This window comes from Bradyrhizobium sp. 21 (assembly GCF_023073335.1).
In the GTDB taxonomy this organism is placed as follows: Bacteria; Pseudomonadota; Alphaproteobacteria; order Rhizobiales; family Xanthobacteraceae; genus Bradyrhizobium.
In genome coordinates, this window is record NZ_JADPJG010000035.1 from 565,585 (window position 1) to 577,812 (window position 12,228).

11 protein-coding genes are annotated in these 12,228 nt (G+C 65.1%); 6 read left to right on the plus strand and 5 right to left on the minus strand.

What is annotated here, in order from left to right; translation table 11 throughout:
- Window positions 1-140 precede the first annotated feature (140 nt).
- The 3 genes from mtgA (at window position 141) to IVB31_RS31320 (ending at window position 1,959) form a co-directional block, all read left to right on the plus strand.
- Window positions 141-815 (plus strand): monofunctional biosynthetic peptidoglycan transglycosylase, encoded by a 675-nt coding sequence (gene mtgA, locus IVB31_RS31310; RefSeq protein ID WP_247331826.1) that lies wholly within the window; start codon window positions 141-143, stop codon window positions 813-815.
- Window positions 816-983: 168 nt separating this feature from the next.
- On the plus strand, window positions 984-1,166 hold the full coding sequence (gene rpmF / locus IVB31_RS31315; protein WP_007598106.1) for a 50S ribosomal protein L32: 183 nt from the start codon (window positions 984-986) through the stop codon (window positions 1,164-1,166).
- A 142-nt stretch (window positions 1,167-1,308) separates the two neighbouring features.
- The gene (locus tag IVB31_RS31320) at window positions 1,309-1,959 is read left to right on the plus strand and encodes a hypothetical protein (protein WP_247331827.1); all 651 of its coding nucleotides are present in this window, start codon (window positions 1,309-1,311) and stop codon (window positions 1,957-1,959) included.
- Between the two features lie 6 nt (window positions 1,960-1,965).
- Here the strand turns inward: IVB31_RS31320 and IVB31_RS31325 are convergent, their stop codons facing one another.
- Window positions 1,966-2,226: a hypothetical protein gene (locus tag IVB31_RS31325; protein WP_247331828.1), complete on the minus strand. Its 261-nt coding sequence runs from the start codon at window positions 2,224-2,226 to the stop codon at window positions 1,966-1,968.
- Window positions 2,227-2,447: 221 nt separating this feature from the next.
- Here IVB31_RS31325 and IVB31_RS31330 point away from each other — a divergent pair, with 221 nt between their 5' ends.
- Window positions 2,448-4,142 carry a bifunctional diguanylate cyclase/phosphodiesterase gene (locus tag IVB31_RS31330; RefSeq protein ID WP_247331829.1) on the plus strand — a complete coding sequence of 565 codons (1,695 nt, stop codon included), beginning with the start codon at window positions 2,448-2,450 and terminating at the stop codon, window positions 4,140-4,142.
- Between the two features lie 46 nt (window positions 4,143-4,188).
- Here the strand turns inward: IVB31_RS31330 and IVB31_RS31335 are convergent, their stop codons facing one another.
- From IVB31_RS31335 to IVB31_RS31350, 4 genes are all read right to left on the minus strand, one after another.
- Window positions 4,189-7,056 (minus strand): PAS-domain containing protein, encoded by a 2,868-nt coding sequence (locus IVB31_RS31335; RefSeq protein ID WP_247331830.1) that lies wholly within the window; start codon window positions 7,054-7,056, stop codon window positions 4,189-4,191.
- A 319-nt stretch (window positions 7,057-7,375) separates the two neighbouring features.
- Entirely contained in the window at window positions 7,376-8,251 is an 876-nt protein-coding gene (locus IVB31_RS31340) for an acyl-CoA acyltransferase (RefSeq protein ID WP_247331832.1), read from the minus strand.
- 37 nt (window positions 8,252-8,288) lie between these two features.
- A complete protein-coding gene (locus tag IVB31_RS31345) occupies window positions 8,289-9,269 on the minus strand; it encodes an amino acid--[acyl-carrier-protein] ligase (protein WP_247331834.1) in 981 nt (326 codons plus the stop codon).
- Window positions 9,270-9,342: 73 nt separating this feature from the next.
- A complete protein-coding gene (locus IVB31_RS31350; protein WP_247331837.1) occupies window positions 9,343-10,560 on the minus strand; it encodes an acyl-CoA dehydrogenase family protein in 1,218 nt (405 codons plus the stop codon).
- 357 nt (window positions 10,561-10,917) lie between these two features.
- On the opposite strand from IVB31_RS31350, the gene IVB31_RS31355 reads away from it, so the two are divergent.
- Together IVB31_RS31355 and IVB31_RS31360 are read left to right on the plus strand one after the other, a co-directional pair.
- Window positions 10,918-11,190 carry a phosphopantetheine-binding protein gene (locus IVB31_RS31355; RefSeq protein ID WP_247331839.1) on the plus strand — a complete coding sequence of 91 codons (273 nt, stop codon included), beginning with the start codon at window positions 10,918-10,920 and terminating at the stop codon, window positions 11,188-11,190.
- Between the two features lie 260 nt (window positions 11,191-11,450).
- The coding region (locus IVB31_RS31360; RefSeq protein WP_247331842.1) for an S-methyl-5'-thioadenosine phosphorylase at window positions 11,451-12,228 on the plus strand (778 nt) is incomplete at its 3' end.

The window sequence follows — 12,228 nt, forward strand, 5'->3', positions numbered from 1 at the left end:
AAATTCGGCGGGACAATCCTTTATGCGCCCGCCTCAGTCAATCGTTTGGAAGGCCTAAAAAGTGCTGGAAAAGGCCCGAATTATCACAGACTTAATGCCGGGCCCGTGGCCGCGTTTCGTTCTGCGCTGGAAAGGTTGATTTGCGCGTCGTCAAAATCCTTCTCCTGGTGCTCGCGGTCGCGGCTCTCGCGCCCTATGTGGTCGCGCCGTTCTACCGCGCCGGGCATCCCGTTTCGACGCTGATGGTCTGGCGCTCGCTCCGCGGCGCGCCGATGCAGCGGGAATGGATCGATCTGGCGGCGATGTCGCCCGCACTGCCGCGCGCGGTGGTGGCGGCCGAGGACGCCCATTTCTGCAAGCATCACGGCATCGACTGGGGCGCGCTGCGGGAGGCCATCGACGACGCGAAGGAGGACGGCACGCCGTTCCGGGGCGCCTCCACCATCACCCAGCAGGTGGCGAAAAACCTGTTCCTCTGGCAGGGGCGGGATTTCGTCCGCAAGGCGCTGGAATTCCCGCTGGCGCTGTGGATCGACCTGGTCCTGCCCAAGGCGCGGATCCTGGAGATTTACCTCAACATCGCCGAGCTCGGCCCGCAGGGCCAGTTTGGCGTCGAGGCGGCCAGCGCCTATGCCTTCGGCAAGTCGGCCGAGGACCTCTCGCCCCGGGAAGCGGCCCTCCTGGCCTCGATCCTGCCGAATCCGGTCAAACGCAGCGCCAGGACCCCCGGGCCCGGCGTGCGGCGGCTCGCCGGGACCTATGTGGCGCGGGCGCAGGCCTCTTCGCTTTCGACCTGCTGGCGGGAAAATCGCTGATTTCGGGTCCTTTTCGGGCGTATTTTCCGGCCCAGAACCCTAGATTTAAGGCCGGCCTTCCTCTATAAGCCCGGCCTTGACCGGCATTCAGCTCGCCTCGGTTTGCGGGTGCTGAGCCGTCCCCTCGCGGACGATGCCCCAAAACACCAATCCCTAGAGGATATTGAAATGGCCGTTCCGAGAAGAAAAACCTCGCCGTCGCGTCGTGGCATGCGCCGCTCGGCAGACGCCATCAAGAAGCCGACCTATGTGGAAGACAAGGACTCCGGTGAGCTCCGTCGTCCGCACCATCTCGACCTCAAGACCGGCATGTACAAGGGCCGTCAGGTCCTGAAGAAGAAAGAGTCCTGAGCAGGACTTTTTCTTCAGGCGGGACGATTTGGCCTGCCTGATTTCGGCCAACCCATGAGATATGACAGTGACGGCGGCGGAGCGAATGCTTGGCCGCCGCATTGTCCTGTCTGGATATCTTGATCGAGAAGGCATTTCGCCGATGGTCGGTTTCCCGCTGCTCCTGATTCCGCTCGCGGTCTACAACAGCATCGCCTTCCTGATGCCGGGCGTGTCCTTTACGGACGCGCTGTTCAAGGTGCCGATGATCACGGGGGAGGCCTGGCCGGTCACGCTCGGCGATTTGATGCTCGCGCTCGGGATCGTGCTGCTGCTGCTCGAAGTGGTCAAGGGCGCGCGGCCCGGCTCGAAATTCCTGATGGATCATTTGCTGTCGCTGATCGTGTTCGGCGCGGCCGCGGCCGAATTCGTGATGTGGCCGAAATTCGGCAACTCCACCTATTTCCTTCTGGTGCTGCTCGCGATGGCCGATTTCCTCGGCGGCATCGCCCAGCGCACGCGCCGCCGCGTTGCCTATGTCGCCGAGACAACGGCGCCCGCTCCGCGCAAGGCGAAACGTCAGGTGGAAGCTGCGGCCGATGAAGCGATTTCGGAGCCCAAGTTCGAGCCGGTCATCACGCCACAGCCGGCACCAGCGGCGCCGCCTGCCTCCACGGCGCAATCCGTCGCCGAATCCGTGCTGATGGATCACCCCGCGCCGAAGCCGGTTCAGAGCACGTCCTCACCGGAAATCCCCTCGCCGCATCTTCAGCCCGGCAACGGCACGCCGTCGTCTCCCGACGCGCCGCGCTGATCACCTTCAAGCCACCTGCCGCGTGCGCGCAGTGACGCTCGGAAGTGGATGCTTGCTGCCATAGGCGACCTGCGCATCCCCGGAAGACGCGCGTCGAAGCCGGCTCGTTTGGGGCAGATGCTCGGCATTGGCGATGAGCTGGGTGACGAAGCTGGGATCGGGGCGCGGCAGCGGCGCCTTGTTGACCCATTGCAACATCGGTAGCTGCGGCACCAGGGCCGTGCCCGTGCCGTTGTCCGCCTGGTCCGATCGGTCGGTACTCAACATCGCTATCACCGTTGATCCGGCAAGGCCTGTCGCGTTTCGGGACGCTGGCGCCGGTGCGTGTCATGTACTCGCAAGGCCTATGCCGGGCGGGCCGTTTGGTTCCCGCGGCGTGAGGAAACGTGGTTTCCAAATTGTTTATCAACTTTGCCTAGGGTCAATGGCGAATCTGGCTTTATCCTGTGCCGACTCAGGACTCCCCGCTGTCCCGGAACGAGGCGATTTTGACCCCCGCATTGCCGCAAGCCTCCGACATCCTGGCCGCCCTCGGCCAGGCCGTGTTCGCCTGGGACATCGCCAACGATGCCATCGTCTGGGGCGAGCAGGTCAGCGCCGTCTTCCCCGGGATTCCCGCCGAGCGGCTGGCCACCGGCGCCGAATTTGCCAAGCTGATCGAGCCCGCGCAATCGCTACGGACCGCCGCGCTGGCGCAGACCTCCGCCGTGCATGGCGCCGACGGCACGCCCTATCGGGTCGAGTACGGCGTGCGCATGAGCGCTGCCGATCCCGTGGTCTGGATCGAGGAGACCGGCCGCTGGTTCTCGGGTCCCGACGGCCGCCCGGTGCGTGCGATCGGCTCCGTTCGCATCAACAATGAGCGCCACGCCCGCGACGAGGAACTGACGAAGCTGGCCCGGCTCGATCCGCTGACCGGCGAGCTCAATCGCTCGCATCTGATCGCGGCGCTGGCCGAGGCGATCGAGGAGACGACCCGTTTCCGCTCGACCGCGGCCTTCATGCTGGTCAACATCGATCATCTCGCGCGCGTCAATGAGGCCTTCGGTTTCGACGTTGCCGATGCCGTGATCCTCGACGTCGCCAAGCGTATCCGCGCGCGCCTGCGCGGTGGCGACGTGCTCGGCCGCTTCTCCGGCAACAAGTTCGGCCTGATCCTGAAGAACTGCACGGTCGACGACATGAACGTCGCCGCCGAGCGCTTCCTCGCCGGCATCCGCGACGAGGTGGTGCCGACGAAATCCGGCCCGGTGTCGGTCACCGCCTCGATCGGTGCGGTCAGCCTGCCGCGCTATGCCCGCACTGCCGATGAGGCCGTCAATCGCGCCCATGAGACGCTGGACGCAGCAAAACAACGCCGCGTCGGCTCCTTCGCCGCCTGGCGTCCCGATGCCGCGCGCGACGCGCAACGCCGCGTCAACATCCGCGTCACCGACGAGATCGTCACGGCGCTGAATGAGCGCCGCATCAAGCTCGCCTATGAACCGGTGGTCTCGGCCGCCTCGCGCGAAGGCGCGTTCCACGAATGCCTGGTGCGGATGGACCAGGGCGACGGCCAGGTGCTGCTCGCGCCCGACATCGTGCCGGTGGCCGAGCGGCTCGGCCTCATCCGCCTGGTCGATCATCGCGTGCTCGAGCTCGTGGTCGCCGAGCTCGCGACCGCGCCCGACATCCGTCTCAGCCTCAACATCTCGCCGGATACGACCATGGATCCGGACTGGTGGGCGAGCATCGAATCGCTGATGCAGGCCCATCCCGGCGTCGCCGAGCGGCTGATCGTCGAGATCACCGAGACGGTCGCGATCCAGGACATCGATGATGTCCGCGGCTTCGTCACGCGGCTGAAGAATTTCGGCAGCCGCATCGCCATCGACGATTTCGGCGCCGGCTACACCTCGTTCCGCAATCTGCGCAAGCTCGGCGTGGACATCGTCAAGATCGACGGCGCGTTCGTGCAGAACATTACCCGTTCCGCCGACGACCGCGCTTTCGTGCAGACCCTGATCGACCTCGCTCGCCGCCTCGACATCAAGACGGTGGCCGAATGGGTGCAGGACGAAGAGGCCGCAAACATGCTGCGCGACTGGGGTTGCGACTACATCCAGGGCCGCCTGATCGGGCTGGCCTCCGGCGAGCGCCCGTGGGGCGCGCCTCCGGACAGCGCACTGCCCGCGGCAAGCTGATGAATCTAGGGTGGGCTTACGCAGTAAGGCCAGCCTACGCAGATCGTCACGCCACCCGCCGAACTGTGTTGAGACGCTCGATCGTGTGGCCGACCTCCGCTGCCGGGCAGGGCCTGCCGAAATAATATCCCTGCACGGCGGTGCAGCCGCATTCACGTACGAAATCGAGCTGCTCGATCGTCTCGACGCCCTCCGCCGTGGTCTCGACGCCGAGCACCGAGCCGAGGCTCGCGATGGTGCGGACGATGGCGACGCTCTCCGGGCTTTCGCCGAGCGTGCCGACGAAGGAGCGGTCGATCTTGATGCGGTCGAACGGAAACTTGCGCAAATAGCTGAGCGAGGAATAGCCGACGCCGAAATCGTCGAGGCTGACGCGCACTCCCAATGCGCGGAGCTGGTGCAGGATCTCGATTGTCGCCTCGCTGTCGTCGAGCAGCGCCGTCTCGGTGACCTCGAGCTCGAGCCGCCGCGGCGGCAGGCCGGCCTCGGCAAGCGCGCTGGTGACCATCGTCACCAGCCCGCGCGCGCGGAATTGCACCGGCGACAGGTTCACTGCGACCGTGACATCCGGCCAGGCGGCGGCCGTCGCGCAGGCCGTGCGCAGCACCCATTCGCCGATCGGAACGATCAGCCCGTTGTCTTCGGCGATCGGAATGAATTCGGCCGGCGAGACGAGGCCGCGTGAGGGATGCTTCCAGCGCAGCAGCGCCTCGAAGCCGGTGAGCTCGGTGCTGTCGAGCCGCACTTGCGGCTGGAACACCAGGTGGAATTCGTTGGCCTCGAGCGCGCCGCGCAGATCGTATTCCAGCGCGTGCCGGCTGCGCGCCTGTTCCTCCATCTCGGGTTCGAACAACTGATAGGCGCCGCGTCCCTTGGCCTTGGCTTGGTACAGCGCAAGGTCGGCGCATTTCATCAGCTCGTCGGCATCGAGCCCGTGATCGGGTGCGACCGCGATGCCGACGGAGACGCCGACATGGATCGACTGGCTTTCCAGCGGCGGCGGGTGGCCGATGATCTCGACCAGACGGCGCGCGAGGCGTTCGGCCGATTGCGGCTGCGGTCCGCGCTGGAGCACGGCGAACTCGTCGCCGCCGAGGCGCGCAACGGTGTCGTGCTCGCCGACATTCTCCTTCAGCCGTGCCGCCACCCAGCGCAGCAGCCGGTCGCCGGCGGCGTGGCCGAGGCGATCGTTGACGGTCTTGAAATTGTCGAGGTCGAAGCACAGCACGGCCATCGCGCCGCCGGCGATCGCGACCTGGTTCAGCCCCTCGCCCATCTTCTCGCGGAACAGCGTGCGATTGGGCAGGTCGGTGAGCGAATCGTGCCGCGCCATGTGCGCGACGCGGGCCTGCGCCTTGTGGCGCTCGGTGACGTCCTCATAGGTGACGACCCAGCCGCCGTGCTCCATTCGCTTGTGATTGAGCTTGATGATGCGGCCATCGCTCAAATGGCGGTGCAACGTGTGCTCACCCTCGCGCAACCTTTCGACATAGTCGGCGTAGATCTTCGCGCCCGTCGTGTTCGGGTGGATACCGAGATCGCAGCTGTGCTCCATGATCTCGCGCATCGAGACGCCGGGCTTCACGATGTCGGGCGACAGGCCATACATCTCGATATAGCGGCGATTGCAGACGATGACGTGCAGGCTCGGATCGAGCATGCACAGGCCCTGGCTCATGTTGTTCAGGGCCGCGTCGAACCGGCGATATTGCTCGCTCAACTCCTCGACCGCGCGCTCGCGCTCGGTGATGTCCTCGTAGGTGGCAACGAAGCCGCCCTCGGCCAGCGCGCAATAGCGCACCGAGATCACGGTGTCGTTCGACATGCTCCGGCGCATCGGGGAGGAATCGCGGTCCGCGATCCGCGCGCGGGCGGCTTCCAGGATCTGCTGCGGGGTGTATTCCGAAGCGAACGCGCCGTTCTCCATCGATCGCTGGATCAGCTCGCCGAGATGCGTGCCGGGCCGGGTTTCCTCCGGCGACAGCCGGTAGATCTTGCGGTAGGTGGTGTTGCAGACGCGCAGGCGCATGTCGCTGTCGTAGAAGGCGAGCCCGTGCGCCATGTTTTCCAGCGCCGCGTCGAGCATGAAGTTCTGCTGTCTCAGCGTCTCCTCGTATTGCAGCCGTTCGGTGACGTCCTCGTGCACGGTGACCCAGCCGCCGTCGGGCAGAAAGCGGGAGACCGCCTGCACCATCCGCCCGTCGTAGCGCATGACCAGCAGGGTCTTTGCCTTCCTGCCGCGCACGTCGTCCAGGCGCGTGTCGTGGAACTCGTCGGCCGACATGCCCGGCATGTTGCCGCGCGAGAGCCAGTGGTCGATGAGCGTGCCGTGGGTGACGCCCGGCTTTACGATGTCGGGGTCGAGGTCGTAGAGATTCAGGAAGCGCTCGTTGCAGACGACGATGCGGCTATCGGCATCATACATGATCAGGCCGTGCGACATGTTGGCGAGCGCATGCTGGCTGCGCTCGGTCTGAAGCTGCAGCTCAGCCTCGAGTCGGGCGAGCCGGCTGACATCATCGCAGATCGTCATCCAGCCGCCGTCGGGGAGCGGCTTCAGTTCGAGTGTTATGACAAGGCCGCTTGGCAGTGTCTGGCGGGTACGGAAGGGTTTGCCAGCCGCGATCAATGCGATTCGCGAAGCGTAGAGCGCGTCGACCGCCTCTGCCGGGATGTTGCCGAGCACGACGCTGTGGCCGAGCACATCACGATAGCGCGTGCCGACGCGGACGATCTCGGCCGACATGTTGAACAGCGTGAGGTAACGCTGGTTGACCAGCACGATCCTGTTGTCGGCGTCGTAGACGCAGACGCCTTGCTCCATGTGGTCGAGCGCAAGCTGGCTCAACCCGACGAGGGCCTCCGGGCCCTCTTCGCGGCATGCACCAAGCTCGTTGTCGCGGATCGATGTCATGGGGCGGCTGGGTCTCGGCGGGCAATTGACTTAACGCAACGTAATTCCGCTGCCGAGGGTAGCGAAGAGGCGGGAAAATTCCCTTAAGCGCAGTAGTTTACGGAGGGTGACCAGCGATGGAGAGAAGCGTGTGCTGACACGGTGCGACGCTTGAATGCAGGTTGCAGTTTACCGTCACCCTGAGGCGCCGGCGCGAAGCGGAGGCCTCGAAGGGCGACGGGCCCGGCTGCATCCCGGCCGTTCATCCTTCGAGATTCACCGCGCTGTGCGCGGCGAGCGCCTCAGGGTGACGGGGCTAGGGTGCGAGCTGCGGCCCTGTTCAAGGCCCGTACAGGACGAGTTCCGTGTCCGTGAGGTCGGCGAGCTGCGGACGGTGCGGGCCCTTGAAATATTTGCGGCCGCGCCGCTCGGTGTAGATGCCGACGAGGCCGGGAACCGGGCCATTGGAATCGACGGCGACCGAGATCTTGCCGAGCCGCAGCAGCAGCCGGCCGATGCGGCCGGCGCATTCGGTGTATTCGGCGGCGCTGCGGCAGTAGATCAGCTTCATCGCGGGCGGCGCGATGAAGCCGCGGCGGATGCGCACCGGTTGCAGGATGAAGGGGAACGTTCCCTTTGGCGTGCGGCAGACGAGGCTGAGGCAATTGTAGCGCGCATGCCGCGTCAAGAGCTCGGTCTCGGCCTCGGATAGTCCGTCGATCGCCTTGGCGTGCTGCGAGATGACCTCGATCTTGCTCCAGCGCGGGGGGCGCGCCAGCGCCGGCACCGAGAAGAATATGCCGCGGCAATAGGCGCGAAAGCCCTGCGTCTCGATGATCGGCCAGGTCCACGGCGCCGGGCTGATGTTGAGATAGGTGACGTCCTTGTGCCGCTGCGCGATCTTGGTCAGCAGCGGGGCGTAGTTGCGGTAGGCCGGATCGACATACCAGCTCGACAAATTGCACTGGATGGCGGTCTCATCGCCGTCCTTTCGCGCCGTGTAGATCAGCAGCAGCACACCGACGGGCGTGCCGTCATTGTCGAGCATGTAGCCGAAGCGGGGATAGCCCTCCGGCACGGGCCGGAAGGCCTGCCGGCGCAGGCCCTGGATCCAATAGTTGCGCGAGCGGCCGACGAAGCCGCGCGTCAGCAGGTCCGCGACCGCATCGACGTCGGCCTCGGTGATCTCGCGGCATCGGACCTTGGTATGGATCACACTCGTCTTTCCCGTGGAAATGACAGGCCTCGTTCAGTTAGCGCCAGCCTTCGCCATGGGCATCGGCCGGAGCCGGCGGCTGCAGGCCGATGATTTCCCGCACCTTGGCGGGCCAGGCGGCAAGATCAGTGCCGTGGGTGTGGAACATGGCGACGGCCAGCCGGTCCATGCCAAAGGCGACGCAGCCGGTGTGGGCCGGCTCGCCATTGGCGTCCTGGATGTCCCAAGTGATGCCGAAATGCTCACGGTGATAGTTGAAGCTCATGCAGGCGGTCGGCTGCTCCTCCGAGCGTAGCGGGATCAGCAGCTCGAACTTGAGCTGCTGCTGCTTCTGGCTCACCGCCTTCATCTGGCCGACGCGGCCGAAGAACGGGTCGCTGGCATAGTCGACGCGGAAGGTCAGGCCGAGATCGGTCGCGATCGCCTGCGCGCGCACCATCCAGCGCTCGCGGAAATCGGCGACGTCGTCGGGCGTGCCGATGCAGACATATTCGCGCATCCGGAACGATTGCAGCCGGTCGAGATGTTTTGACGGCTCGCGGCGGAAGCAGTCGGCGGCGACGTCGAAGCGCAGGCCGCCCTTCGGCAAAGGTCCGCGGCTCGCGGCGATCGGATAGACGGGATAGCAGGCCGCCGGCGACAGCACGAGGTCTGCCGGCGAGAGCGAGCTGGTCCAGTCGCCGCCCGCATCGAAGCGGCTCACCGCGTCGTTGATCTCGCGTTCGGTGCCGTGCAGGCCGCAGACGCAGCCGAGCAGGTTCGGAAAGCTCTTGAGATAGCCGGATTTCTCCAGCTGGGCACGGCTCATCACCGGCGGAAAGCGCATCACTTCGGTGCCGGCTTCGCGATGCCTCGTGATCAGCGCGGTGAGCTTCTCGACGACGCCCTCATAGAGCGCGGTGCGGGCGTAGACGCCGTCCGAGCCCATGGAATGGAACAGCTTGTCGGCGAGATGATCGAGCGGATCGACAGCCTGCGGCGCGGTCTCGGGCGAATTGGGCAGAACAGCAATGTTCATGTTCGACTTCCTGCTATCTGAAATTATTCTTGTTGGTTTGGTCGCCAAGGCACGTCAGTTATGAAAAGGCACGTCAGTCACGAAGGCTCGACGGCACGCCGCTCATCAGCGTGGAGGTCGCGGCATTGGCCAGAATGCGGTCATTGTTGATCATGATCGGCGACGACAGCACGTCGCGCAGATGGCGGCCCATGGTGAACTCACCGTCGTTGCGGTAACCGGAAAGGCCGGCAGTGCGCATCGCATGCATCACGGTCTCGACCGCGAGCTCGGAAGCCTGCACCTTCAACAGCGTGATCGAAGACTGGAAGTCGAGCGAGCCGAGGGCGCGTTCGTCGTGCTCGGCGTGGGCGAAGGCGTCGATATTGGCCGATATCAACGCCCGCAGCTTGGCCAGTGACATCTTTGCGGCGGTGAAATGTGCTGCGGCCGGCGGCATCTGGCCGCCGGAGCCGCGCGCCGCCTTGCGGACGAAGGCCTGCGCACGGGTCACTGCGGCTGCCGCGATGCCGGCCCAGGCCGAGGACCAGCACAGATGTGCGAACGGCGTCATGGTCTGGGCGTGGATCTTGTCATAGGCTTCGGGGAAGACGCGGTCGGCGGGGCAATCGACCTTCAGCTCGAAGCCGGTCGAACAGGTGCCGCGCATGCCGAGCGTTTCCCAGCCCTGCGTCTGCTTCAGCGAATAATCGTCCTTGGCGAGCGCCAGCAGCACCTGGTCGGACGCGGAAGCGTCGGTGGCGCGACGGGCGATGGTGACGAGGCCGTCGGCCTCGGCGCCGTAGGAGATCACGGTGGCGTCGCGCACGAGCGAGACGGTGTCGCCGGCGTGGTCGACCGCCGCCGCGCTGGCGCGGATGTTGCCGCCGTTCTGGCCTTCGGTGGTGGAGGAGGCGAGCAGCCATTGGTCGCGGGCGACCCGGCGCATCATGGTTTCCATCCACGGAATGCCGTGGCCGTGCCGGATGACGCAGGCAACCTTGGTGGTGTGCATCGCGTAGACCATCGCCGTGGAAGCGCAGGCGCGCCCGAGCGTGTAGCAGATGTCGGTGACGTCGTGGACCGAGGCACCGAAGCCGCCGAACTCGACCGGGATCATGACGCCGAGCAGCTTCTGCTCACGCGCGACCTCGAAAGCCTTGTGGGGGAAGCGGGCGTCACGATCGACACCGTCTGCGTCGGCTGCCGCTGCGGCGGCGGTCCGGGCGGCGCGCTCGACGAGGGATGGACCCTGCTCGAGAAAGCTCGTCTGCGTTTCGTCGACAGTGAGGACTGCTTCACGCACGTTCATGCTCGTCCGCCTCCGGTTTGCCGTTCAGGATCGCCGGCATCATTCGCGATGCCGCTTGAGCGATCCTTCGACCATCTTTGCTTATGAGATGAGGCTACGGATTTAATTCAAATTCGTCGATGAAATAGAGGGTAAACAAAGCCCAATTCCGAACGAACAGTTAAGTTCGGGTTGTTTGCATCGCCCGGATTTCCGCGATCGCGTTAGGGATCTGTAAGAAGCGGGAATTCCAGACAATCTGAGTCATCGTTTACTAAGAAACGCGAAGTAATGATGCCGCCCATTGCGGGATCGGCTTACCGTGCCCATCGTAGCCGGCAACCGGTCCGACCTTTATCGACAGATGGGAATTTACCGATGCAGGCTTTCGACACCGAATTGCGCAATCGCATCATCAAGCTGGTGAAGGGCATCCTCGCACAGAACTCGCTCACCGCCGACATCACGCCGCAGGCCAAGCTCGTCGATGTCGGCCTGACCTCGATGGACATGGTCAATCTGATGCTCGGCGTCGAAGCCGAGTTCGACTTCACCATCCCGCAGTCCGAGATCACGCCGGAGAATTTCCAGTCCGTCGAGACGCTGGAGCGCATGGTTGCGACCCAGCTGCAGCCGGCGAACGCGGCTTAGCGATCGGGGTCGTCCTGGCGAAAGCCAGGACCCATTACCCCAGGGAGTAGTTTGGCGAAGACTGGTCGTTCGGGATTAATACCATCTGCCGTCGAGAGACCTCGCGGTATGGGTCTTGGCCTGCGCCGGGACGACACCGAATGTGTGGTGGGCAGTGCCATTCTCTTGATGACACCCCACCCTACCGCCCCCGTTCCAAAACCGCCGCAAAACTGGCATAGCTTAGCCATGTCGCACGTGGCGAACGGGGTGGAGCAGGCATGGCGCAGGCGGTATTGGGCATCATCGGCGGCTCCGGCATCTACGACCTGCCGGGACTGGAGGACGCTCGCGAAGAGGTGATCAGGAGTCCCTGGGGTGAGCCATCGGCCCCCCTGCGGCGGGGCTCCATTGCCGGCCTGCCGATCGTGTTCCTGCCGCGCCACGACAAGGGTCACCGGCTGTCGCCCTCCGACATCAACTATCGCGCCAATATCGACGTCCTGAAGCGCGCCGGCGTCACCGACCTGATCTCGCTGTCGGCGTGCGGCTCCTTCAGGGAGGAACTGTCGCCCGGCACCTTCGTTCTCGTCGATCAATTCGTCGACCGCACCCACAAGCGCGAGAGCTCGTTCTTCGGCCGGGGCTGCGTCGCGCATGTGTCGATGGCGCACCCGGTCTCGCCGCGGCTGCGCATCCATCTTGCCGCGGCCGCGGAAGCCGAGGGCATCGCGATCGGACGCAGCGGCACCTATGTCTGCATGGAGGGGCCGCAATTCTCCACCTACGCGGAGAGCATGACCTACAAGACGTTGGGATATTCCGTGATCGGCATGACCAACATGCCCGAGGCAAAACTCGCGCGAGAGGCCGAGATTTGCTACGCGACGGTCGCGATGGTGACGGATTTCGATTGCTGGCATCCCGATCACGACGCCGTCACGGTGCAGGACATCATCCGCGTGCTGACGTCCAACGCCGACAAGGCCAAGGCCCTAGTGGCGCGGCTGGCAAAGGACTTTCCGCGCGAGCACGAGCCGTGCCCGATCGGCTCGGACC

Excerpts from the sequence above, each read along its gene's own strand:
- rpmF (WP_007598106.1), top strand. The coding sequence starts at position 984 with ATGGCCGTTCCGAGAAGAAAAACCTCGCCGTCGCGTCGTGGCATGCGC.
- IVB31_RS31335 (WP_247331830.1), bottom strand. The coding sequence starts at position 7,056 with ATGACATCGATCCGCGACAACGAGCTTGGTGCATGCCGCGAAGAGGGC.
- IVB31_RS31345 (WP_247331834.1), bottom strand. The coding sequence starts at position 9,269 with ATGAACATTGCTGTTCTGCCCAATTCGCCCGAGACCGCGCCGCAGGCT.
- IVB31_RS31350 (WP_247331837.1), bottom strand. The coding sequence starts at position 10,560 with ATGAACGTGCGTGAAGCAGTCCTCACTGTCGACGAAACGCAGACGAGC.
- IVB31_RS31355 (WP_247331839.1), top strand. The coding sequence starts at position 10,918 with ATGCAGGCTTTCGACACCGAATTGCGCAATCGCATCATCAAGCTGGTG.
- IVB31_RS31325 (WP_247331828.1), bottom strand. The coding sequence starts at position 2,226 with ATGTTGAGTACCGACCGATCGGACCAGGCGGACAACGGCACGGGCACG.
- IVB31_RS31320 (WP_247331827.1), top strand. The coding sequence starts at position 1,309 with ATGGTCGGTTTCCCGCTGCTCCTGATTCCGCTCGCGGTCTACAACAGC.